Below are 22,819 nucleotides of genomic sequence, written 5' to 3'. Positions count from 1 at the left end.
GCGGTGCCGGGGGGCACGGTGGCCCCCCGGTGCCGGTCAGGCTCACTTCGTCGGCGGGTTCGACGGGGTGTATTGTTCGCTCGGGTCGTTCTGGGTCAGGTCGCAGCCCGCCTCGCCCAGCCAGTAGGGGGCGATGTTCTCCCAGACCTTCGGGAACTCGATCGAGTGGTCCTCGTTCACCTTCGCCAGGAAGATGTTGTGCGACATGTGCTGGCTCTTCGGATCCAGGCAGACCTTGCCCGACGGCCCGTCGAAGCAGACGTCGCCCTTGGCGATCTCGGCGCGCAGGGCGGCGTGATCGGTGGTGCCGGCACGCTCGACCATCGACTTGTAGAGATACATGGCGATGTACGAGTTCGCGGCTTCCTGGTTGATATAGGGCTCGTCGGGGAAGCGGGCGCGGAACTTCTCGATGAAGGCCTTGCTTTCCGGGGTGTCCACTTCCTCGATGTAGTTGGTGGTGACGTACATGTCCTTCAGGCTGGGCGGGGTGAAGCGCTTGTGCTCATAGCCCTGGCCGACGTTGACCGAGGAGGCCATCGGCAGGCCCACGTTCGCCGCGGCCGCCTGTTCGTAGTACGACGCCTGCGCCGCGCCGACCAGAAGCGTCACCACGAAGTCCGGCTTCGCGCCCTGGATGTTCTGGATCGTCTGGCTGAACTGCGAGACACCCAGCGGGATGAACTCCTCGCCGACCATCGTGCCGCCGTTGTCTTCCACGATCTTGCGCACCCATTCGGCCGAGATCTGGCCGAAGTTGTAGTCGGCGGCGATGGTGTAGACGTTCTTGCCGTAGGTCTCCATCATCCAGGGGATGAGGGTCGAGAACTGCTGCTCCGGCACGGCGCCGGTGACGATCATGTTGGCGTCGCAGACCCCGCCTTCGTACTGGTTGTTGTAGAAGGCCAGCCCGTCGAACTGGTTGACGATCGGGCGGTACGCCTCGCGCGAGGCCGAGGAGAAGCCGGCGAAGACCACGTCCACCTTGTCGCTTTGCAGCACGCGGCGCATGAATTCCTGGTAGCGGGTGTTGTCGGACTGGGTGTCGTAGACCACCAGCTCGACCGGGCGGCCGCCGATGCCGCCGGCGGCGTTGATTTCCTCGGCCGCGAGGGTGATGGCGTTGACCTTGACCATGGTCGCCGCGGCGAAGTCGCCGGACTGGTCCTCCAGAACGCCGATCCTGATCGGGCCATCCTGCGCCAGCGCGGCCGTGGCCGACAGCGCGACGGCGGCGCAGCCAAGGCGCAGCGCGCTTGCCATGCGGGTCCTGAATGTCATCGTAACCTCCTGTTCATGTTTGATTATTGTTCCGCGCCTGCGGGGGCTGACCGCCCAGCCGCATCGAGGATGTGGACGCCGCCACGAGTTCGGCGGCGAATTCTTCGACCGAGATGCGGCGGCGCATGCTGGCGGCCCGCAGCTCGCGGTAGGCCTCGTCGTCGCTCAGGCCCTGCTTTGCCATCAGCTGCAGGATCGCCTTGACCACGACCCGCCGCCCCTCGGCCCGGCGGCGCAGCGCCTCGCGCTCCTGCGCCTCGCGCTGGCGGGCGGCATGTTCGTTGAAGGCGACGAAGACGGCGGTGAAGATCCCGGTCGCGCGCAGCGGCTTCATCAGCCAGGCCGAGGCCCGCTGCCGCACCACCCGTCCCAGACGGCTGGGGGCCTCGCTGCCGATCAGCGCGACAAGGGGAATGTCCCGGGCGGGCGCGGCGACATCCTCGTCGGCATCGAAGAAGACGATCTCGGCCTCGGCCGGGTCGGTGGTGATCTGCAGCCCCAGCCGTTCCAGCGTGCGGACCAGCACGGCCGATCCGGCCTCGTCCCGAAGCTGGATCAGCGCCCGCGCGCCGCGGAAGTTCGAGCGGGTGACATGGCCGGTCATGACACCACCTTCAGGGCGGGCGGGGAAAAGGTCAGCGGCTCCCAGACCAGATAGGGGTCGGGCTCCACGACGCTGCTGCCCTCGTGGATGATGTCGAAGGTCCCGTCGGCGCGGGACCGGCCGATGCGGGGCCAGAGGAAGCTGTGCCGGTTGTCGGGATTGATGCTGACCGGGCCCTGCGGCGCCTGGAAGCGCACATCCTTCAGCGCGGCAAGCACGGCCGGCACCTCGGCCGATTGCGCCAGCCGGATCGCCTGCGCCAGGACATGCACCGCGATATAGCTCGCCTCGGCATCGGCCGAAGGCTCTCCGGCCGCGGGATAGGTCGCCTTCCAGGCGGCCAGGAAGCGGGCGTTCGCCTCGGACCGGATCGAGGAGAAATAGACGCTGGAGGACAGATGCCCGTCGCAGGCCGCCCCGATCAGCGCCAGCTCGGGCTCGGCCAGGCTGCAGCTCACGACCGGCAGCTCGGCCGGCTGGTCCAGCCCGGCCGCGGCGCATCTTTCGCGGAAAGCGCGGAAGAAGCTGTAGGAGGATTCGCCGATCAGCGTATTGAAGATGAAATCCGGCCGGCTGCGCAGGATCAGCTCGATGATCTCGTCCAGCTCGCACTCGCCCAGGGGCACATAGCGCTCGCCCAGGACCTGACCGCCGTTGCGGCCCAGGATGTCGCGCATGATGCGGTTGTTTTCCCAGGCCCAGATGTAGTTCGACCCGACCATGAAGGCATTCCGCCCACCCTGCGCCAGAAGGTAATGCGCCAGCGGCACGACATGCTGGTTCGGGGCCGCGCCGGTGTAGACGATGTTCTCGCTGGTCTCGAACCCCTCGTAATGCGACGGATACCACAGAAGCGCATCGTGCTTCTCGAAGACCGGCAGCACCTCCTTCCGGCTGGAGGAGGTATAGCAGCCGACGACATGCGCCAGCCCCTCGCGCTGCAGAAGCTGCCGCGCCCCGGCGATGTAGTTCTCGTTCCGGCCCTGCGGCTCGACCTCATGCACGGCGAAGGCAAAGCCGCAGGAGCGGTCCGCCGCGATCTCGTCCACGGCCAGCATCGCGCCCCGGAACATCGTGGTTCCGACCTCGCCATAATTGCCCTGCCGCGAAAAGAGCAGCCCGAGAGGGATAGGGATGCGGTCCAGTCTTGCCTCCAAAACACGAAGGCCCACCACATTGCTGTGCTGGGCGTCATTGCCATCCGGCGATCGGTATGTCGGGTCGGGAAAGTGGCTCTCTCAACGATGAGATCGGGCGCCACTTGTGGGACGCTTGCATGGAATCACCTGCCAGTCAAGCAGCCCGGATGCCCGACATCATGCGGAGACCGAACCACTAAGCCGCCGGAAGGCGGCCAGCACCGTGATCCGCCGCCAGTGACCCGGCCGTCCGCCCTTTCGCGTCAAGTCCTTCTTTCCGACCGGCCGTTCATGCGGTTTTGACGCATCCCGCTCGGTTTGCGCTTTGCCGCGCCCGGCAATCGGGCGTAGCATTTGACGCAACGTCATTTCCCGATGCCGCCGGATACCGCCATGCCCCGCCGTCTCCTGGCCTTGCCGCTCATCCTGCTGCTCCTGGCCTTCCCGGCCCTGGCCGAGACGCGGGCCAGCGACCGGGTCGCGCTTGTGCTGGGGCTGGCCGCCTACCAGCACATTCCGGGCCTGCGGAACACGGTGAACGACGCCGGCGCGCTGGCCGAAACGCTGGAGGGCATCGGCTTCCAGGTCCAGATCCTGATGGACGCCACCCGGGACGAGACGCTGGCCGCGCTGTCCGACTTCGCCTTCAAGGCCGAAACGGCCGATATCGCGCTGATCTACTATGCCGGGCACGGCGTCTCGGTGCAGGGCACGACCTTCCTGATCCCGGTCGACGCCCAGGTGCGCGCCGCCAGGGACATCGTCGCGGCCTCGGTGACGATGGACCAGATGCTGGCCGCGGTGGACGGGGCGCGGAAGATGTCGATCCTGATCCTGGACAGCTGCCGCGACAACCCTTTCCCCGAGGTGATCGACCTGCGCGACCCCGAGGTGGCCAAGGGCCTGACCACCGGCAAGGGCGGGCTGGCCGCGCCTTCCCCCGAACGCGGCACGCTGGTCGCCTATGCCGCCCGCGACGGCGAGGTGGCGCTGGACGGCGACGGGGCGAACAGCCCGTTCAACGTCGCGCTGCGCGACAACATCGTGAAGCCCGAGCTCGAGATCAGCCTGCTCTTCCGCCAGGTGCGCGACGAGGTGCTGGCCGCCACCGGCAACCGGCAGGAGCCGACCACCTACGGCTCCTTGCCCGGTCAGCCCTTCTACCTGACCGGCGGCACGGCGACCCCGGCCGAGCCGGGGCTCGAGGACCTTGCCATCGCCTGGCAGCGCGTGGTGGCGGCGGACCGCGCCAGTCTGGAGAGATCGGCCGCGGCCGGGGATTCCCGCTCGCTGGTCGGCCTCGCGCTGGCCAAGCTCGACCGGCAAAGCACCGATTACGCCCCGCAAGAGGCGCAGGAGCTGCTGGAACAGGCCGTGGCCGCAGGCGACGCGGACGCGAAATACCGGCTGGCCAAGGTGCTGGAGGGCGGGATCGGCGTCGATCCCGACCCGGCGCGCGCGCTCAGGCTGTACCAGGAGGCCGCCGAGGCCAAGATCCCGGCCGCGCTGAACGACATGGGCTATTTCCACTTCGCCGGCGAGCTGGGCCTGACCAAGGACCGCGACAAGGCGCTGGCCCTCTTCCGCGAGGCGGCCGCCCAGGGCCATACCGAGGCGATGTTCAACCTGGCTTCGTTCGCCGCCAACGGGCTGGTGCCGGACCTTGGCCCGAAGGATGCCGCCGACCTGCTCTACCGCGCGCTGCGGGGCGGCAGCGAGCTGGCGCTGGACGCGCTCTTGAACAACGCCGACAAGTTCCCGGCCGAGACCTGGGCCGGGTTGCAGGCCATCCTGGCCGGGAAGGGCCTTTACGACGGCGCGGTCGACGGATCGTTCGGCCCCGGAACGCGGCGCGCCATCCTGGCCGCCTATGGCATTTTCGAAACGGAGGATTGAGCGATGCGAAGATTTCTGACATCGGCCCTGCTGGCCCTGGGGCTGGCGGTCCTGTGGCCCGCGGGCGCCGCGCTGGCGCAGTCCTGCGGCGGCATCGAGGAGCCGGCGTGTCCGCCGGAACACTCTCGGGTGGACCCGGTCGCCCCCGGACCGGCGCTGAACACCGGCTCGACCCGGATCATCGTGCGCCTGCTGGAGGGCGCGAACGACACCTGCGACGACGACCGGATCGAGCTGCGCTACCGGATCGACTGCCTGCGGCTCTACTATCTGAAGGTCGCCGAGCTCCTGCCCGACAACGGCGATTACCTGCCGGTCAAGAAGGCGATGCTGGACGCGGCCGCCAGGCTGGATGCGATCGTGACCGCCAACCTCGACACGACCGCCCCGGCGATCCGCCCGCGCGAGAAGCACAAGCCCGCCGCCAAGCGCATGCCGCCGATCCGCGCGGTCACCGAAGAATCGGCCGTGCAGGCCGCCGCCGAGGCCGCGAAGGTGGTCGAGGAGACCGAACTGATCATCATCCGCTCCGGTGGCGATCCGGCGCGGCGCACCCAGCATTACACCGACATCGCTGCCGCGGTGGAGGAGAACCTGGTCATCCTGCGCTCGGCCTGATCCGGCACGGCCCCCTTCGGGGCGGTCAGTAGAGATCGACGCGGAAGGGCGTGGTCGACCAGTGGATGCGGGCGATGTCGACCAGCCGCTCGACCGGATCGGTCTCCAGCCCGCCGCCGCCGTGCTGCGCGGCGGCGGCCTCGTAGGCCGCCTTGCTGCCGGCGCCGAAGGCCCCGTCCGCCGTGATGTCGGCGCCAAGCTCCTGCAACAGCCGCTGCGCCGCTGCGTCGACGGCCTCGCGCGGGGTCGCGGCCAGCACCTTGCGGGCGCGTTCGACCGCGACCGGATCGCGCAGCGCGGCGGCGCGGCCGGCGCGCAGGGCCGCGTCGGCCGGGGAAAGGCCGCCCGCGCCCTCGGTCAGGATCAGATAGGCGGCATGGGCCCCGGCATTGGCGTCGCCCCGCTCCAGCCCCTTGTCGAACCACTCCACCGCCCGGCCGAGGTCGGCCTTGCCAAGCGCCCCGCTGGCGATCAGCGTGCCGATGTTGCCGGGCGCATTGGGATGCCCGCCCTCGGCCGCCTTGGTGAACCAGTCCAGCGCCTGCTTCGCGTCCTTCTCCTGGCCGCCAAGCCCGTTCATGTAGACCAGGCCCAGGTTGTTGTAGCCGTAGATGTCGCCCCGCGCGGCGCTTTCGTTCAGATAGCGCAGGCCGCGCGCGGGGTCATGATAATCGCTGTCCCGATCCAGGTAGAAGAACCCCAGTTCGTTCATCGCATAGGTATGCCCGACCTCCAGCGCGCGCATCAGCAGGTCATAGCCGCGCAGCTTCTCGTCACGGGTCTTGCCGAAGCGCACCAACTGGCGGCCGAGGGCGTAGAAGGCATAGGGATCGCCCAGTTCCACCCCCTCGCGGTAATAGGCCAGCGCCTCGGGGGGTGCGGCCTCCAGCGCCGCGCCGCCGGTTGCGCGCGCTTGGTTCAGGATGGCGTTGCCGATGGCATAGGAGGCCCGGGTATGGCCCATCTCGCGCGCGGTTTCCCAGGCGGCGCGGGCCTCGTCATGGCGGCGCAGCGCGGCAAGGGCGCGGCCCAGCTGGTAGTGGAAGCGCGCGTTCTGCGGCTCGCGCAGGATGGCGGCCTCGCAGGCCTCCAGCGCGGCCTCCGGCTCGATCTCGTTGGCGAATCGGGCAAAGCCGACGCCCTCCGGGTCCAGGTGATCCGCCGCGGCAAGGTCGCAGGGATCGGGGGCCAGCTCGACCTCCACCACTTTCGCGCTGCCGTTCAGCTCGACCTCGAACTGCGAGCGCAGGACCGCCTCCTGCCCCGCCGGCATCGCAAGGCCGTTCACGGTGGCGAAGGCCAGCCGGTCCAGGTTGGCCGCGGGAAGCGGGAAAAGCGGCGCGGACTGGACCCCCGCCTCGTCCAGAAGCACCAGCCGGCCGCCGCGCGGCGGCTCGACCAGGTCGATCCGGTCCGTCGGGCCGGCGGCCAGCCCTCCGGCAAGGGCCGCGCCGATCGGGACGGCAGGGGCAAGGGGCGCGCGGATCGTGATGTCGGCTTCGGCCGGCCCGGCCTCGATGGGGATCGCGCCGGCCGAACTGGCAAACAGCGTCAGCCCCCGCCCGACCGAGCCGCCGTCCTCCGTTGCCGGGGCTGCGGGACCGCTCCCCCCGGCGACCGCGGCGATCCTGGCCTCCTCGACCATGGTCGAGCTGTCCCAGGGCACCTGCGCGCCCTTGGTCTCGACAAAGACCTTGCGGCGGATCTCGTCGAAGACGTCGGTGACCGGGACGGCCCCCAGCGCCGCCGCTTGCAGGAAGGCGCTCGCGAAGGGGCTGTTCTCGCCCGCGCCGTCCAGCGCGACCTCGCCGGGCGAGGTGGAGAAGACGAGGTAGGAATTCACCGGCGCCGCCAGCGAGGCGAAGCCGGTCTCGACCTCGCGCATGTCGGGGCCGAGCGAATCCTGCAGTTTCACCCCCGCGAAGGGGTTGTTGCGGCAGCTGTCCAGGATGACGATCTGCAACCGCGCCCGCGCCCCCAGGATCGAGACCAGGCTGCCGACCGAGACGGTCTCGAACGGCAGGTCGCCAGGCTGGTCCAGCCGGGCGTCGGTCGGGATCAGGTAGTTCTCCGACCCGACCTGCACGCCGTGGCCCGCGTAATAGAGCAGCACCTCGGTCCGGCGGTCGGCGTCGAACAGGATGCGCTGCATCAGCGCCTCGAAATCGCGCTTGGTGGCGTCCTTCAGCAGCGTGACGTCATAGCCCTGGCCCGCCAGCATGTCGGCGACGTCCACGGCATCGTTCCAGGCGTTCGGCAGGCGGGGTGCGTGGGCATAGCTCTGGTTGCCGATGACGACGGCGTATTTCTGGCGCGGCCCCTGGATTTCCGCCAGCTTCCGGGCGACCGCCGGGACATGCCCCTGCGGATAGGCGCCCATGTCGCTGTCCTGGGCCAGGGCCAGCGCGGCCGAGGCGAGCAGCATCGCGGCGGACAGGCCGCCGCGCGACCAGGTCCGCCGGTCCATCTTTCAGGACCAGCCGCCGCCGCCGCCGCCCGAGTCGTCGAAGTCGATCACCGGCTTCTTCTTGACGACGGGGGCGGGCGCGGCCGCCGTGGCAGCCGGGGCGGGGGCGGGGGCCGGAGCGACCGCCGTGGCGGGTTCTTCCGGCGGAACGATCTCGTCACAGGCCGCGACAAGGGCCAGGGCAGAGACAAGCAGCATGGAACGGGAAAGGATGGCCGGCATGGATGCACCCATGGGTTCACACTACCGAAGTATCGCACCAAACGCGGCGAAATTCACGAACCGAATCGCGCCGGCCGGACAGAAGTTCCAGACGGCGCCTAGCTGAGGGCCTGGAACTCCACCCGGCGGTTCTGGTCGGAATCGGGGTCGTAATCCTCAAGCAGGAACCGCTCGCCCAGCCCGACCGCCTCCAGACGGCCGGGGTCGATGCCGCAGTCGCCGACGAAGTAGCGCTGCACTTCCTCGGCCCGCAGACGGGACAGGCGTTCGTTGTAGTCGTCCGAGCCCGAGGCATCGGTATGGCCGATGATGCGGAACAGCTGGATGTCCGCCGCCCGCATCACGTTGCACAGCTTCTGCAGCTTGGGCTTCTGCGCGTCGTCCAGTGCCGCGCTGTCGAAGGCGAATTCGATCCGGATGTTGACGCCAAGGTCCGCCGGCATCTTGACCAGGGTGGCGGTGGCGTTCTCGGACACGACCGTATCGGTCCGGGGGGCTTCGACCGGCTCGACGGCGGCGACTTCGGTGCCTTCCGGCGTCGGTGTCGACGGTGCCGTGGGTTCGGTGGCGACTTCGGTGGCGATCTCGACGTCTTCGGCGGTGACCAGGGTCAATCCCCGGGTCAGCGAGGTCTTGCCCTCGACCGCGGCCTTGTAGGCATCGCGCTGCGCCAGGAACAACTCCAGCAGCTCCTGTTCGGAAAGGTCCTGCGCCGATCCCGCCGCCGGAACCAGCGCGGCACAGACTGCAAGGCCTGCCAGCATCTTGCGCATGGTCGAACCCCCTTTTCGTGAAAATCGGAGTCTTGCCTTGGCGAAGATTAGGGTATGCTGTCCCGGTATTCAATTCACACCTTTGGGCGGGCTGCACGATGCTGCAAATCTCGACCGAACCTCCGACCTCTCCGCGCGCGGGCCGGGGATGAGCACGCCGATCACAGTCGTTCCGACCGCGCGGCCGAGGTTGCCGGTCGCCGTGGGGGCCGGGCTGACCAACCGCGGCATGGTGCGCGAGCGCAACGAGGATTCGATCCTGACCGATCCCTCCGGCGCGCTTTGGGCGGTGGCCGACGGGATGGGCGGCTATGGTTTCGGCGACCTGGCCTCGGACATCGTGATCGACTGCCTGGCCAGGATCCCCGACGGGGTGGACCCCGGACCCGCGCTGGTGGCCCGGCTGAAAGAGGCCAATGAGCTGGTGCTGCAACGCCAGCGCGCGCCCGGCATGGGCCGGATGGGCGCGACCGTGGTCGCCGTCCTGATCGGCCGGGCGGTGGCGCATGTCGCCTGGGCGGGCGACAGCCGCGCCTATCTTCTGCGCGGCGGGCATCTGCGGCCGCTGACCCGGGACCATTCGGTGGTGCAGGAGATGGTCGACCGGGGCGAGCTGACCCCGGCCGAGGCCGAGAGCCATCCGGAATCGCATATGGTCACCCGCGCCGTCGGCGGCGGGGCCGAGCTGGACGTCGATCTGGTCAGCGTCCCCCTGGCGGTCGGGGACCGGCTGCTTCTGTGCAGCGACGGCCTGACCCGCTGTGTCTACGAATCCACGGTCGAGACCCTGTTGCGCGACGCCGCCAGTCCCGAGGAGGCCTGCCAGAAGCTCATCCGCGAGGCGCTGGACAGCGGCGCGCCCGACAATGTCTCGGCCATCGCCATCGTGATCCGGGACGGCTGACATGCAGCCCGGCAACCTTGTCGCCCCGATCATCGTCGCCATCGGCGTCATCATCGCGGCCGTCGCCTTCGCCATGGTCACGACGCTGCTGGAATCGGCCGACAGCGGCGCCGACCTGCGCCTGACCCGGCTTGAGGAGAGCTTCGCCGCCGAAGCCGCGCAGCGTGCCCGGCTGGAGGCCGAGATCGGCACGCTCAAGGCCGATCTCGCCCGGCTGCGCGACGAGATGAGCCTGATCGCCAACCGCGCCCCGGCGGCCCCGGCGGCGGAAGTGGCCGCGCCGGTGGACAGCGGGCTTTCCCTGCCCGAGGACGGCCAGCACCTGCCCGAGACCGAGGCGCTGACCGAACAGATGCGCGCCGCGCGGGAGAGGTTCAACACGGGCGTCACCCAGCCGCGCAACAAGACCATGCTGGCGCTTCTCGGCCGCCCGCGCGAGGATCTGGGCACCGATTGCCGGACGATCACCAATCCCCGGCTGAAGGACCTGGTCGAGACCCGGCAGATCGGCCCGGTCAAGGCCACCATGCTGAAGCCCGCGCTGGACAGCCTGGAGCGGATCCTCGCCCGGCTGAAGGAGGACGAGCCCGACATCGCGGCCAAGCTCGGCACGGCGGGATCGCTCTGCGTCCGGCTGATCCGCGGCTCGACCAGCGCGGTCTCGAACCATTCCTTCGGCACCGCGATCGACATCACGCTCCAGGGCGAACTCGACCCCTTCGCCGACGGGACGATGCAGATCGGGCTGGTCATCCTGGCCGAGCATTTCAACGCAGAGGGCTGGTATTGGGGCGGCGGCTACAACCGCGAGGACGGGATGCATTTCGAGGTGGGCGAAGAGACGCTGCGCAAATGGGTCGAGGACGGGCTGATCCCGGCACAATGAGCGACCGGCCGGACCCTCCGCGCACGGTCCCGCCGGCCGGGCGCAGGGCGATCCCGGAGCCGGAGCTTTACGAACATGCGGCAGGGCCGGTCCTGCGCATGGCCGCGCAGCTGGCGACGATCCGGGGCCAGGACGCGTCCCTCCTCCTCCAGCGCGCGGCCGAGGCGCTGGACCGTTTCGACGCCGAGCTTCAGCGCGCCGGGGTGCCGCCCTCGACCGTGCTGCCCGCCCGCTATGCGCTTGGCCTGGTGCTTGACCGGGCGGCGCGGGCGAACCGCGCGGTGGACGTGGCGCTCTGGGGCGCGGGGGCGCACCGGCTGATCTTCGACGGGCGCGACCTTTCGGCGGCCTCGCTCCGCGACTTCATCCGCAAGGCCGCCGAGGCCGGCCCCGAATTCGACGGCGTCCGCATCTTCCTGGAACGTCGCCTCGCCACGCTGGACGGCAGCCGCACCCGCCTGAAGCGCGACATGGGCGCGGGCTGGACCGGGATCACCCTGGTCCTGATCCTGGCCTTCGCGCTTCTGGTGGCGGGCTGGGCGGGCTTTGTCGAATGGCGCTTCCATCGCGACCTGACGCGGCTTTTCGATGCCGAGGCCCTGGCGATCGGCCTGGATCGCGAAGGGGTGATCCCCGACCTGCCGCAACGCCTGACCCGGCTGGGCGCGGCTGCCGAGGGCGTCGCGCGGTCGGCCGCGAAGGCGCCGATCCGGTTGTTCGCGGGTCCCCTGGGCTTTGACGCCGCCGCCCATGCCGATGCGGTCCATGACGCGGCGGTGCAACGGCATCTGCCCGCCGCCCTGGCCCGCGCCATGGATGCCGCGCTGGCCGGCGAGGGGGAAAGCCTGCCGCTCTACGATACGCTCCGGGCCTGGGCGGTGCTCTCGGGGCAGGCCGACTGGTCGCCCGCCTATCTGGCCGGCTGGCTTTCCGACCGGGCCGGGGCGATGCCCGACCTGCAACCGCTGGTCCCGCACATCACCCGCCTCGATCCGCCCGCCGGGCCGCTGCCGCAGCCCGACGCCGAGCTTCTGGTCCAGGCCCGCGGCTTCGCCGCCGAGGCCGCCGAAGCGGCGCGGGCCTTCCTGGAACTGCAACGCTCGCAAGGTGCCGCCGGGCTGGCCCCCTGGCGGCCCGATGCGGCGGTTCCGGGCCTCGCCATCGTCCTGCAACGGCGCTCGGGCGGGGCGATGGACCGGCCGATTCCCGGCCTTTTCACGCAAGGGGGCTGGGACTACGCCCGCCGCATCGGCGCGGGCCTGGCCGTGCAGACCGCCCGGGCCGAGGCCGCGCGGCTGTTCGACACCGCTCCCGCCACCACCAACGACGCGCCGGACCGGGTGCTGGACCTCCTCCAGCGCGAGACGCTTGCCCGCTGGAAGGCCTTCCTCGCCGACCTCCAGGTCCGCCCCTTCGCCGATCCCGACCAGGCTGTCCTGGTCTCCGGCCGCCTCGCCACCCGCGATTCGCCGCTGGCCGCGCTGTTCCCCGAGGTCTGGACGCAGGTCGGCGGCCGCGACCGCACGCGCCCCCATGCCATGCAGCTGCGCATCGCCTCCGAGTTCGCGGCGATGATCCAGTATTCCGAGGACGGAAGGATGGACGAGATCGCGGGCCTGTTCGCGGGGCTGAACGTGGCGCTTGGCGCGCTGGACCGGGACGAGCCGCGCGGCATCCAGCGGCTGATGTCGGCGCAGGCGCGGGGGACGACGCTGGCCGCCTTGCGCACCGCCCCGCCGATGCTGGTCCAGATCGTCGAGGACGTGCTGGTCCAGACCAGCGCCGCGCAGGCCGATCCGCTCTCGAACCCCCTGACGCGCGCCTGGCAGGCCGAGGTCCTGCCCCTGTGCAACAAGGTGACGACCGCCCGCTATCCCTTTGCCGAGGGCGCGGACGCCAGCCTTGCCGAGGTGGCCGCGCTTCTCGGCCCGGGCGGGGCGGTCGACCGCTTCTTCCGCAGCCGGGCCGAACCTTTCCTCGACACCACCGGCACGCCCTGGCGCTGGAAACCGGACGCGCGTTTCGCCGGGCTTGACCCGAAAAGCGCCGAATTCCTGCAACGCGCCCAGGCCATCGCAGCCGGCCTGACCGCGCAGGGGGCCGAACTGACGCTGGCCGCCCTGGCGGAACGCGGCAAGACCTTCGTCGCCATCGGCGGCGCGGGCGGGCCGGTGGAGACGGCGCTTGATCCCCTGACCCTGGCCTGGCCCGGCGCCGATCCGCAGGCCGGGGCCGAAGTGCGCTTCACCACCGCCGAGGGCGGCGCGACCCTGGCCCAGCCGGGCGAATGGGGGCTGTTCCGCCTTCTCGACGGCATCCGCCTGCGCGAACGCGACGGCGGCAAGCGTTTCCTGGTCGACCTGCGCTCGGGCGGGGCGCGGCTTTTCATGGAGGTCGGCTTCCAGGCCGAGGCCAATCCCCTGTCGCGCTGGCGGCTGCTGAAGGGTCTGGTCTGCCCCACCGCCCTCTGAACGCTTTTCGGCCCCGCGCGGCGCGATTTTCGGCTAGACTGTCCGCATTGCCCCGACCCGGTTTGACGATGCATTCGGACAGGAGAGATCAGCATGGCTGATGGTCGCAACATCACGGTCGGAACGGCCCTGGGCGACAGTCTGCTTTTCGCGCAGATGGAGGGCTTCGACGAGATCAGCCGGTGCTTCCGCTACGAGGTCGGGCTGGTGAGCAAGGACATCAACCTGAAGGCCGAGGACATCCTTGGCACGCCCGCCACGATCAGCCTCCGCACCGACAGCGCCAAGCGGCATTTCCACGGCATCGTCGCCGAATTCGCCTTTCACGACTATCGCGAGGACTATGCCCATTACCGCGCCGTGCTGCGGCCCTGGCTGTGGTTCCTGAGCCACCGCAGCGACAACCGGATCTTCCAGCAGAAAAGCGTGGTCGAGATCGTGGAGGAGGTCTTCAAGCCCCATGCCCATGTGAAGGTGGAAAAGCGGCTGAAACGGTCCTATCCGCCGCGCGAATATTGCGTGCAGTACCGCGAAAGCGACCTCGACTTCGTGCAGCGGCTGATGGAGCACGAGGGGATCTTCTATCACTTCGACCATGCCGAGGACGGGCACAGGCTGGTCCTGTCGGACGCCAATGCCAGCGTGAAGGACGCCGAGGGGTTCGAGACGATCAAGTTCCGCAACGAGGCGGGGAACGTGATCGGCCAGGACGACGTGATCACCTCGCTGCTGCCCCGTGCCTCGGTCCGGTCGGGGGCTTATGTGCATACCGATTACGATTTCACCAAGCCCGCGACCGACCTGATGACCAAGTCCGACGCGCCGAAACCGCACGAGGCGGCGAAGGGCGAGCTTTACCACTATCCCGGCGCCTACCTCGAGGTCGGGGCGGGCGAGCCGCTGGCGGCGATCCGGCTGGAGGAAGCCCAGGCGCCGCATGTCCGGGTCGAGGCGGCGGGGAATGTCCGGGGCCTCTGGTCCGGGGTCGGCTTCAAGCTGGAGGAGTTCGAGCGCGAGGCCGACAACGTGAAATACCTGGTGCTGCGGTCGGATTACGAGATGTGGGACGACCAGTACCGCGCCGGGATGCAGCGGCAGGGCGAAGGCTTCGGGGTTCGCCTGCAACTTCAACCCCTTGCGCTGACGTTCCGCCCCGAGCGGCGGACGCCGAAGCCGCTGATGTCGGGCCCGCAGACGGCGGTGGTGGTGGGGCCCTCGGGCGAGGAGATCTTCACCGACGAATACTCCCGCGTGAAGGTACAGTTCCACTGGGACCGGCTGGGCGGCAAGGACGAGAACTCCAGTTGCTTCGTCCGGGTCAGCTCGGTCTGGGCCGGGTCGGGGTGGGGGTTCATCCAGATTCCGCGGATCGGGCAGGAGGTCATCGTCGATTTCCTGGAAGGCGATCCCGACCAGCCGATCATCACCGGACGGGTCTACAACGCCGCGCAGATGCCGCCCTATGGCCTGCCGGCGAACGCCACGCAGTCGGGGTGGAAGTCCAATTCCTCGCCCGGCGGGGGCGGCTGGAACGAGATGCGGTTCGAGGACAAGAAGGGCGCGGAGGAGGTCTACTTCCAGGCCGAGAAGGACCATAACGAGCTGATAAAGAACAACGAATCCCGCAGCATCGGCAACGACTTCGCCGAGGACGTGGGCCATGACGCCAAGCAGGACATCGGCCATGACCGGACCGAGACGGTGGGCAACGACAAGTCGGTGACGGTGGGGCACGACCAGTCCACCAGCATCGGCAACAACGACACCGAGACGGTGGGGGTCGACCGGGCGCTGACGGTGGGGTCGAACGAGACGATCAGCGTGGGAAAAAATTCAAGCGAAACCATAGGGTTGAACCATACCCAGACGGTCGCGGCGGCGCAGGCGATCACGGTCGGCGCGGCGCGGGTGGATACGGTCGGTGCCGCGGAGACGCGGGTGGTGGGGGCGGCGCAGAGCAATACCATCGGCGCCTCGCGCGATGTGACGGTGGGGGCGGCAGAGACGCATTCCATCGGGTCGGACGACAGCTGGACCATCGGCGGCAACCGGACGGTTTCGGTGGGCGGCAACGAGTCGATGTCGGTGGGGGGCAACCAGACCGAGACCGTCACGGGCGACGTGGCGCTGAAGGTCGCGAAGGGGCGGGCGACGGATATTGCCGATGCGGAAATGGTCAATGTCGGCAAGGACATGGGGGTCAAGGTCGGCAAGAAGCTCGTGCTGGACGTGACCGACGAGATCACCCTGAAATGCGGCGATGCCCAGGTGACGATGAAGAAGGACGGGACCATCACCATCAAGGGCAAGGACATCAGCCTGACGGCCTCGGGCAAGATCAACGCCAAGGCGGACGGGAACGTCACGATCAAGGGCGCGAAGATCAACCAGAACTGACATGGTTGAGGACAGGTGAACGGGTTTTCCGGGCCGAGCGGCGGGAAATGCGGCAAGCCCTTGCGGGCGCTGGATTAACCGGGCTCCGGCGCCCCGCCGGTCCGGTCTGGCATGCGTCTGGCATCGGTCTGGCATCCGTCCCGACGCGGGGGCGGGCGTCGCGGTGTTCACCATGACCGGCGAATCGCCTGGGGTGTGCGGGCGGGTGCCGGATCGGGCGTGTTCCGCGCGTGCCTTCTGTCTCGCGGCGTCCCGTGAAGGACGGCAAGCGGCCCGGACGGTCTCCGGCGGGAGCATCTGGAAAAAGAGCGAGTCAGCGGGGGCTAAGGAGAGAGCGAAGCGCCGGGGCCGGGTCGGACGCCTGGGCCGGGAGGGGCGGATGGCCGGGGGTCCAGAGGAGCAGGGGGCCATCGGGCGGCGCGCCGGGAGCGGGGGCGGGCAGGGTGTCGAGGGCGAGCCAGAGGGCGTCGGGGGCGAGGCTGTCGGGGGAGAGGGCCAGCGCGGCGTCGGACCAGCGGTCGATCTGATCCGCCGTCAGCTCGCCCTCGGCGATGAGGAGGAGCGAGAGGGGGAAGCGCCGCCCGGCGCTGTCCTGGCTGGGCAGGATCACCCCGGCGGCAAGGCGGCCGCCGGAGGGCAGTCGGAAGCGCAGGCCGCCGGGCGGGAAGGTCGCGCCGTCGCGCAGGAGGGGGGCGATGTGGCGGGTGAGCCAGGCGTCCCAGTTCGGGCGGAAGGCGTCGGGCAAGCCGCGCCAGACGAAATCGCCGGTGGCGGGCAGCTTGCCGAAGAAACCCGCGACCGGGCGGTCATCCTCCGGCGTCAGAACTTCGTCGGGCATTTGAAGTTGCCGAACATCTTCAGGTCGAAGGGATTGTCGACCGAGGCCGCGCGCAGCTCGAAGGCGGCGGAAAAGCCGGAGAGGCCGAGGTTCAGCCGGAAGACCTCGGGCAGGTCGGTGGGGGCGAGGCTGCCCTTGCGGATCAGGCGCAGCCAGGCCCAGGAGCCGGTCTCTGAGGTCAGGAGCTCTCCGCTGCCGTCGGCGGGCTGGAACGACAGCGAGATCAGGTTGGTGCCGTCGGGGCCGGGCCAGGTCATCGGCATCGGCCGGGTGGCGGCGTTGAGATAAGTCAGGACCTGGCCGTCGACGTTCAGGGTGACGCTGGCGGCATTGGGGGTCAGGTCCCTGGCCTCCAGCGTGAAGGCCATGACCGGGCCGGAGCCGCCGGGAAAGAGGCCGTCGCGGATGGAACGTGCCCGCTCGAAGGGGGCGAGGAGCGCGCCGTCGAGGCCGAAGTCGGCGCGCCAGGCCCAGGGTTTCACGGTGGTGTCGATGTAGGGCAGGAGGTTGTCGGTCACGAACTTGTCGATCCGCGCGCCGGGGGCGAAGAGCTCGCGGAAATCGGCGACGTTGACGTCGATGGCGGAGGCGGCGTCAAAGGGATAGCGGCCCTCGGTCGCCTTGACGCAGAAGTCGTAGACATCGGCGCGCCAGCGGTCGTTCAGCTGGCTGATCACCGCGTCGCGGGTCACGGCGATGGTGTCGCCGGCGATGCCGGCGACCCAGTCGTCCAGCGGGTCGGGGAGGGACCGGGCGGCATTGGCGACGGCGCCGGTCAGTTCTCCAAGGCCTCCGCGGGCGAGGAGGGTCGCCTCGGGGTCGGGCGAGTTCATCGCGCTGGCCAGTTCCTTGGCGAGACCGTCGAGTTGCAGTCCGACGTCGTCGAGGAGGGGCGGGACGCCGTCCACCTCCTCGATCGCGGCTTTCAGGGGGGCGAAATGCAGGGCGACGTCGCTGCCGGGCGGCGGGCCGTCCTCGACCCCGCCGGTGGAGGTGGCAAGCTTGCTTCCGGCTTTGAGGAGCTTGCCGACCTTGCCGAGCTTGGCGGTGGCCTTGGTGACCAGGCCCTCCGGGACGGCGGCTTCGTCCTCGGGGATGATGCGGGTCAGGTCGACCTCGTCCACCACGGCGCGGACGAGGCGGCGGAGGGTCGAGTCGGGGCTGGCGAGATCCTTCATGTTCGCGGTGGCGGTGGGCAGGTCGGTGATCGGCGCCAGCCGGATGTCGCGCAGGAAGCCGTTCCACTGGGCGATGAAATCGTCCTGGTAGAGCTTGAGGATGTCGGCTTCCAGGGTGGCGACCGAGGCGTCGGAGCTTTCGGCGCAACCGCCGGCGAAGACCTGCTGGTCCAGCGCGGCGGTGGCGGCGACCTCGGGGATCAGGGGCAGGACGGTGGTGTGGAAGCCCTGGTAGGTGAAGGCGCCGGGCAGGCCGACGCGGAGGGTCTTTTCCGAGATCCGCGTCAGGACGCGGGTGGCGTTGGGGCCGGCCTTCTCGGCCGGGATCCAGTCGGGGAGCGCGGTGACGGTGGGGTCGGAGATCAGGGCCGCATAGGCGCGGGCGGCCAGCGGGATGGTGCAGATCGACTGGAGCGCCTGCTGGACGAGGGCCTGGTCGGGGGCGATCTTCTGCTCCTCGGATCCCATGCGGTCGATGGCGGCGAGCTGGTGGTCCAGCGCGGCTTCGGTGGGGAAGGGGTCGGTGGGGGCGTTGAGGGGCAGCTGGTCCTGCCACCATTGTGCCGCGAACCCGCGGTCGTAGGGGGCGAGGCCGGTCATCATGTAATAGACCTTGAGCGCGCCGAGAAGGTATTCCGGATCGCGGATCTGGCGCCACATGGTGGCCTCCAGCATGGCGACCATGCGGGGTTCCAGGATGTTGCGGAGCGAGCGGTCATAGGCGATGCGCTGCGCCTCGGCCAGTTCGGAGCGCGCGGTGGGGCCGATCCAGGTGAGGGGCGAGGCGGGGACTTCGGTCGCGGCGGCCTTGACCTCGGTCACGCCGTCGAGCGCGAGGTCGAGGTCGAGGGGGTCGGTCGGGGCCTGGCGGGCCGCGACATTGGCGAGGCGGCCGGAGAGGTCGGCGAGGAGGCGTTCCTGGTCGTCGATGCCGCCGGAATAGCGCAGGAAGGAGAACAGGAAGAGAAGCCCGGCGAGGAGGGTGACAAGCGCGGCACCGGCCAGCGAGCCGCGCCAGAGCCATTTCCGGCGCTCTTCGGCGGCGGCGTCGAATGTGCCGAGACCCGCCTCGGGGAAGATCAGGTCGGTCAGCATGTTGCGCAGGAAATACGACCGCTTCTCGCCGAAGGGGCGGCGGGCGGGGGTGTCGGCGCTCAGGCCGAAGGAGCCGGCGAGTTCGCCGACCAGCCGGTCGATGGGCGAGCCTTCCTGGGTGGCGGAGGTCAGGTAGAAGCCGCGCAGCCAGGGGCTTTCCTCATAGCGGCTTTCGCCGAAGACGGTGTCGATGAGGAGCTTCAAGGGCGCTTCCAGCCGTTCGACCTGGGCGGGGAAACGGAAGACCTCGGCCCGCTGGTCGAGGGGCACGTCCTCGGCCATGCGCGAGGTGAGGCGGGTTTCGAGGTTGGCGAGAAGCGCCTTCACCTCGCGTTCGATGGTGGTGCGGTCGATGCGGGCGTCGGTGGGCAGCGTGGCGCCCCAGACCTGCTCGCGGTCCCTGGTGGGCAGGGTGCCGAAGAAGGATTCGAAGCCGGGGACGAGGTCGACCTTGGTCAGCATCAGGTAGACCGGCAGCTGGATCTGCAACCGCTCGCGCAGCTCGGCCAGGCGCTTCCGGATCTCGCGGCCATGGTCGCGGACGGCGGCCTCGCCCGCCAGCAGTTCCTTGAGCGAGAGGGTCAGGATCACCCCGTTCAGCGCCCGCTTGCCGCGGTGCTTCTTCAGCATGTCGAGGAAGCCCAGCCATTCGGCCGAGTCGATCTCGGGGTCGCTCTGCTGCTGGACGTAGCGGCCGGCGGTGTCGACCAGCACGGCGTCCTCGGTGAAGAACCAGTCGCAGTTGCGGGTGCCGCCGACACCCTTCAGGTCGTCGGACAGGTCGATGGGGAAGTGGAGGCCCGACTGGCGCAGCGCGGTGGTCTTGCCGGAGCCGGGCGGGCCGATGATCACATACCAGGGCATGTCGCGCAGGAACTTCCTGCCGCCGAGCTTGGACCGTTTCATCTCGGTCAGCACCTGCGCGAACTTGGTGTTGATCTCGGCGACATTGGCCTCGCCGGGCAGCGCGGCCTTGGGTTTCTCGGGCGTCGCAAGCTCGGTCACGAAAAGCTGGTTCTTCTTTGCGGCGCGGAGTTGCGCGAGGAGGAGGGAGAAGAGCCAGAGGACGAGGATGACGGCGATGACGATCAACCGCACCAGATCGTCGGCCAGGGGCACCATGTCGCCGACCGAGACCAGCGGGCCGAACAGCCAGATCAGCGCGCAGAGGAGGAGGATGCCGATGAAGGTCCACAGGCGGCGGGAGAAGAGGAAGCGGAAGATGGCTTTCAGGACTTTCATCTAGAGCTTCTTCTCGATCTTGATCTCGATGCGGCGGTTCTCGGCCCGGCCCTGTTTCGTGCCGTTGTCGCCGACGGGTTCGCTGTCGGCCCGGCCTTCGGCGGCGAGCAGTTCGGGCGGGACCCCGGCGGCGGTCAGGAGGTCGGCGATGGTCCTGGCGCGGGCCTCGGACAGGCCCTGGTTCGAAGCGAAGGGGTTCGAGGCTTGCACCGGCACGCTGTCGGTATGGCCGATGACCGTGACCTTGCCGATCACCTCGATGTTCTCCTTGATGCAGTCGGCCAGCGCGGTGACGAGGGGGCCGTAGACCTCGTTGATGTCGGCCTTGGCGGAACGGAAGACCTCGGGGTTGGAGCCGCGCAGGGTCAGGAAGGCGAGGCTCACGTCGTCCTTGCCGGTCAGGGCGGCGGCGGTGTCGGCGGGGGCCTTGGCAAGGCAGGCGGGGACCAGTTCCAGCACCACGGGCTCGATCTTGATCTCGGGTGCGGCGGGTTCGGCGTTGGTGCGGACGGGGCGGAAGATCTCGGCCCGTTCGGGGGGCGGCAGCAGGCGGGCGAGGGCGTAAAGCTGCGTCGCCTTGTTCGAGAGCTGGATGCCGAGGCCCACGTAAAGCGCGGTGATCACCGCGACGGCAGCCAGCGCGATGGTCCAGAGCGGCACGGCAAAGCGGGGTTTTTCGTCGGGGGCGAGGACGCCCTGCCAGTGCGGCGAAAGCTCGGCGGCTTCGGCCTCGGGGTTGCGGAGGGCGCGGGCGATGGCGGAGCGGAGCGCGAGGAGCGCCGCGTCGCCGGTGCGCCCCTCGACCCGGTACTTGCCGCGAAAGCCGAGGTTCAGGCAGTGGAAGCCCAGTTCCAGCAGTTCGGGATCGCGGTTGGGATAGCGGAGGAGTTCTTCCAGACGGTCGAAGAACCGGGTGCCGGCGTCGACCTCGCCGGTCAGGCCCACGACCAGCGGCTGACGCGGCCAGCCGGAATGGCCGCCCCAAGGGGTGTTGAGCGCGATGTCGTCGATCAGCGCGGCGACGAACCAGGCGGCCTGGTTGGCGCGGGTCATCGGCACGCCCATGCCGACGGCCGAGTCGCGGGCGTCGATCAGGTTCTCCTGCAGGCGCAGGCGCAGGCCTTCCGCATTGGCGGGGGGCAGCGCGCGTTCCAGCTCGGGCGCGAGTTCCAGAAGCGAGGCGAAGGCGACGATCAGCGGGTTCGGGTGGGCGCGGGCGAGGCGGGGCCTGGGGCCGCGGGCCGTTCCCTGGCCGTAGTCCTGCGGCGGGCCGCCGAAGCCGCCGCCCTGTCCGCCGCCCCCGTAGCCCTGTCCCCCGTAGCCTTGCCCGCCATGGCCCTGGGTCGGTGGGGGACCGCCGCCGAAGGTCGGCTGCACCGGAGCGGTAGAGGGCGTGTTCGACTTCACCGGCCGGATGCGGGTGCGCCCGGCGTCGTTGGATAGGCCGAAGGGGTCGTCCTGGTCGCTCATCGGTTCACGGCGTAGCAGTCGATTTCGGGTTCGCGGTCCAGCGCGCCGGACACGCCGATGACGAAACCGGGCGCGTCGGTCAGCTGGGCGAAATGCTCGGACTTCTGGTCGAGTTCGAGGCAGAGGCGTTCCCCGTCATAGGGGATCTCGCGCGGCTGGGAGTGGAGGGGTTTCAGCGGGATGCCGGGGAGGCGGGATTTCCACAGTTTTTCAAAGGCATCCGCCGCGCCGACCGTGGCCTGGGAGACGAAGATGCGGCGCAAGGATTCGTCCGACATGTCCGAGCCCACGCGCAGCACGATGCGGCTGGTCCTGAGGAGGTCGGGGTTGTCGATGCGGACCTTCCAGATGTTCTGGGCGTGGCGGGCGACCTGAAGCGCGCGCGACTTCGGCTCCACATGCCGCAGCGACAGCATCAGCGAGCGCAGCGTGTCGGCCAGCGCCGCGAAGGCGGGTTGCGGATCGAGGTGGTCGTAGGCAGGCAGGTCCGACAACCGCCGCGAGGAGGAGCCATAGGTCGCCATCCGCCCGGCCAGCCCGGCCAGTTCCATGAACAGCTCGGACGGGTGGTGCAGGTTCTGCGCCAGCATATGCGCGACGCGGGGGCGGGCGGTGTTGGCAAGCTCCAGCAGCAGCAGGTTCTCGATCGACCGGCCCGCGCCGCCCAGGACCAGCTTGCCATGCGCCTCGGCGATGCGGTCGAGGCCGGTGACGACCTCTTGCGCCAGCCCCGCATACCAGGACACGGCGGAGAGGCAGAGCGCGGGGGCGAGATAGCCGTCGGAGATGGCGACGGACCCTTCGGCCCGCAACCCGTCGACGCGGGCGACGGGCAGGGCGACGTAGCCGGCGGCATCCTCTCCCGGCAGGATCAGGCGGGCGGCAAGGCGGGCGACCTCCAGTTCCTCGGGCTCGGCCCCGCCACGGATGGCGTCGCGGACGATCTGGATCGTGCCGCGATAGCGCGAGCCGGCGGGCTCGGCATGGGCGGGGTCGATGGTGGCGGAGCCGGGGCGCTCGATCGGGATGGCGAGGGCGACGTGGCCGGACATGTCTGCCTTGATCGGCACGGGCGCGGGGGCGGACATGGTGTCGGGAATGGCGAAGGGGGTGCCGTCGGGGAAGATGCCGGAGGCCTGCGCGATGGCGACGCGGCCGGCGTCAAGCGCGGGCTTGTCGAGGGTGAGCGTGCGGAACCCCCAGGCCTGCATCGGGGCTGCCTGGAGCGCGCCGCGCACCAGGCCCTCGGTATAGCGGTCCTGCTGCTGCAGGTGCTGGGTGCGCAGGAACAGCCCCTCGGACCAGACGACCTTGTTCTTGTCACTCATGCTTCTGTCC

The 22,819-nt window shown here is 69.6% G+C and carries 16 protein-coding genes; 6 read left to right on the top strand and 10 right to left on the bottom strand.

The window, feature by feature from the left end; all coding sequences use genetic code 11:
• Positions 1–42: 42 nt before the first annotated feature.
• The 3 genes from I7S92_RS14745 to I7S92_RS14735 are packed head-to-tail and all read right to left on the bottom strand — an operon-like array spanning position 43 to position 3,057.
• Positions 43–1,281 (bottom strand): urea ABC transporter substrate-binding protein, encoded by a 1,239-nt coding sequence (locus I7S92_RS14745; protein ID WP_197645680.1) that lies wholly within the window; start codon positions 1,279–1,281, stop codon positions 43–45.
• A 13-nt stretch (positions 1,282–1,294) separates the two neighbouring features.
• Positions 1,295–1,885, bottom strand: coding sequence for an ANTAR domain-containing response regulator (locus tag I7S92_RS14740; RefSeq protein WP_197645678.1), 591 nt, complete (start codon positions 1,883–1,885; stop codon positions 1,295–1,297).
• Complete coding sequence (locus I7S92_RS14735; RefSeq protein ID WP_287865052.1) at positions 1,882–3,057, bottom strand: transporter substrate-binding domain-containing protein; 1,176 nt, start codon at positions 3,055–3,057, stop codon at positions 1,882–1,884. The genes I7S92_RS14740 and I7S92_RS14735 overlap by 4 nt, the downstream gene beginning before the upstream one ends.
• Before the next feature lie 360 nt (positions 3,058–3,417).
• Between I7S92_RS14735 and I7S92_RS14730 the strand changes: the two genes are divergently transcribed.
• Both I7S92_RS14730 and I7S92_RS14725 read left to right on the top strand, forming a co-directional pair.
• Positions 3,418–4,920, top strand: coding sequence for a caspase family protein (locus I7S92_RS14730; RefSeq protein WP_197645676.1), 1,503 nt, complete (start codon positions 3,418–3,420; stop codon positions 4,918–4,920).
• 3 nt (positions 4,921–4,923) lie between these two features.
• A complete protein-coding gene (locus I7S92_RS14725; RefSeq protein ID WP_197645674.1) occupies positions 4,924–5,538 on the top strand; it encodes a hypothetical protein in 615 nt (204 codons plus the stop codon).
• A 25-nt stretch (positions 5,539–5,563) separates the two neighbouring features.
• Here the strand turns inward: I7S92_RS14725 and I7S92_RS14720 are convergent, their stop codons facing one another.
• From I7S92_RS14720 to I7S92_RS14710, 3 genes are all read right to left on the bottom strand, one after another.
• Positions 5,564–8,005, bottom strand: a complete 2,442-nt coding sequence (locus tag I7S92_RS14720) for a caspase family protein (protein WP_197645672.1) — start codon at positions 8,003–8,005, stop codon at positions 5,564–5,566.
• A gap of 3 nt (positions 8,006–8,008) precedes the next feature.
• The gene (locus tag I7S92_RS14715; protein WP_197645670.1) at positions 8,009–8,203 is read right to left on the bottom strand and encodes a hypothetical protein; all 195 of its coding nucleotides are present in this window, start codon (positions 8,201–8,203) and stop codon (positions 8,009–8,011) included.
• Positions 8,204–8,325: 122 nt separating this feature from the next.
• A complete protein-coding gene (locus I7S92_RS14710; protein WP_242070222.1) occupies positions 8,326–9,000 on the bottom strand; it encodes an OmpA family protein in 675 nt (224 codons plus the stop codon).
• Between the two features lie 148 nt (positions 9,001–9,148).
• Between I7S92_RS14710 and I7S92_RS14705 the strand changes: the two genes are divergently transcribed.
• The 4 genes from I7S92_RS14705 to I7S92_RS14690 all read left to right on the top strand — a co-directional run bounded on the left by I7S92_RS14705 (position 9,149) and on the right by I7S92_RS14690 (position 15,658).
• On the top strand, positions 9,149–9,904 hold the full coding sequence (locus I7S92_RS14705) for a PP2C family protein-serine/threonine phosphatase (RefSeq protein WP_197645669.1): 756 nt from the start codon (positions 9,149–9,151) through the stop codon (positions 9,902–9,904).
• Position 9,905: 1 nt separating this feature from the next.
• On the top strand, positions 9,906–10,790 hold the full coding sequence (locus I7S92_RS14700) for a M15 family metallopeptidase (RefSeq protein ID WP_197645667.1): 885 nt from the start codon (positions 9,906–9,908) through the stop codon (positions 10,788–10,790).
• Positions 10,787–13,261 carry an ImcF-related family protein gene (locus I7S92_RS14695; RefSeq protein WP_197645665.1) on the top strand — a complete coding sequence of 825 codons (2,475 nt, stop codon included), beginning with the start codon at positions 10,787–10,789 and terminating at the stop codon, positions 13,259–13,261. The genes I7S92_RS14700 and I7S92_RS14695 overlap by 4 nt, the downstream gene beginning before the upstream one ends.
• A 93-nt stretch (positions 13,262–13,354) precedes the next feature.
• On the top strand, positions 13,355–15,658 hold the full coding sequence (locus I7S92_RS14690; protein ID WP_197645663.1) for a type VI secretion system Vgr family protein: 2,304 nt from the start codon (positions 13,355–13,357) through the stop codon (positions 15,656–15,658).
• Positions 15,659–15,971: 313 nt separating this feature from the next.
• Here I7S92_RS14690 and tagF read toward each other — a convergent pair whose 3' ends face one another.
• Genes tagF through tssK form a run of 4 tightly spaced genes read right to left on the bottom strand, consistent with a single transcriptional unit; the run spans position 15,972 to position 22,809 of the window.
• Complete coding sequence (tagF, locus tag I7S92_RS14685) at positions 15,972–16,496, bottom strand: type VI secretion system-associated protein TagF (protein ID WP_197645661.1); 525 nt, start codon at positions 16,494–16,496, stop codon at positions 15,972–15,974.
• Entirely contained in the window at positions 16,478–20,011 is a 3,534-nt protein-coding gene (gene tssM / locus I7S92_RS14680) for a type VI secretion system membrane subunit TssM (RefSeq protein ID WP_197645659.1), read from the bottom strand. Before tssM ends, tagF begins: the two co-directional genes overlap by 19 nt.
• A complete protein-coding gene (gene icmH, locus I7S92_RS14675; protein WP_197645650.1) occupies positions 20,012–21,481 on the bottom strand; it encodes a type IVB secretion system protein IcmH/DotU in 1,470 nt (489 codons plus the stop codon).
• Positions 21,478–22,809, bottom strand: a complete 1,332-nt coding sequence (tssK, locus tag I7S92_RS14670; protein WP_197645648.1) for a type VI secretion system baseplate subunit TssK — start codon at positions 22,807–22,809, stop codon at positions 21,478–21,480. The genes icmH and tssK overlap by 4 nt, the downstream gene beginning before the upstream one ends.
• Between the last annotated feature and the right edge of the window lie 10 nt (positions 22,810–22,819).

Source organism: Tabrizicola soli (assembly GCF_015999335.1).
Classification (GTDB): Bacteria; Pseudomonadota; Alphaproteobacteria; order Rhodobacterales; family Rhodobacteraceae; genus Tabrizicola; species Tabrizicola soli.
Note: the sequence above shows the minus strand (reverse complement) of the source record. Positions and strands in the feature narration are given on the sequence as shown.

Bases quoted from the DNA above. Each gene is read 5' to 3' on its own strand.
- I7S92_RS14745 (WP_197645680.1), bottom strand. From the start codon at position 1,281: ATGACATTCAGGACCCGCATGGCAAGCGCGCTGCGCCTTGGCTGCGCC.
- I7S92_RS14740 (WP_197645678.1), bottom strand. From the start codon at position 1,885: ATGACCGGCCATGTCACCCGCTCGAACTTCCGCGGCGCGCGGGCGCTG.
- I7S92_RS14730 (WP_197645676.1), top strand. From the start codon at position 3,418: ATGCCCCGCCGTCTCCTGGCCTTGCCGCTCATCCTGCTGCTCCTGGCC.
- I7S92_RS14725 (WP_197645674.1), top strand. From the start codon at position 4,924: ATGCGAAGATTTCTGACATCGGCCCTGCTGGCCCTGGGGCTGGCGGTC.
- I7S92_RS14720 (WP_197645672.1), bottom strand. From the start codon at position 8,005: ATGGACCGGCGGACCTGGTCGCGCGGCGGCCTGTCCGCCGCGATGCTG.
- I7S92_RS14715 (WP_197645670.1), bottom strand. From the start codon at position 8,203: ATGCTGCTTGTCTCTGCCCTGGCCCTTGTCGCGGCCTGTGACGAGATC.
- I7S92_RS14710 (WP_242070222.1), bottom strand. From the start codon at position 9,000: ATGCGCAAGATGCTGGCAGGCCTTGCAGTCTGTGCCGCGCTGGTTCCG.
- I7S92_RS14705 (WP_197645669.1), top strand. From the start codon at position 9,149: ATGAGCACGCCGATCACAGTCGTTCCGACCGCGCGGCCGAGGTTGCCG.
- I7S92_RS14700 (WP_197645667.1), top strand. From the start codon at position 9,906: ATGCAGCCCGGCAACCTTGTCGCCCCGATCATCGTCGCCATCGGCGTC.
- I7S92_RS14695 (WP_197645665.1), top strand. From the start codon at position 10,787: ATGAGCGACCGGCCGGACCCTCCGCGCACGGTCCCGCCGGCCGGGCGC.
- I7S92_RS14690 (WP_197645663.1), top strand. From the start codon at position 13,355: ATGGCTGATGGTCGCAACATCACGGTCGGAACGGCCCTGGGCGACAGT.
- tagF (WP_197645661.1), bottom strand. From the start codon at position 16,496: ATGCCCGACGAAGTTCTGACGCCGGAGGATGACCGCCCGGTCGCGGGT.
- tssM (WP_197645659.1), bottom strand. From the start codon at position 20,011: ATGAAAGTCCTGAAAGCCATCTTCCGCTTCCTCTTCTCCCGCCGCCTG.
- icmH (WP_197645650.1), bottom strand. From the start codon at position 21,481: ATGAGCGACCAGGACGACCCCTTCGGCCTATCCAACGACGCCGGGCGC.
- tssK (WP_197645648.1), bottom strand. From the start codon at position 22,809: ATGAGTGACAAGAACAAGGTCGTCTGGTCCGAGGGGCTGTTCCTGCGC.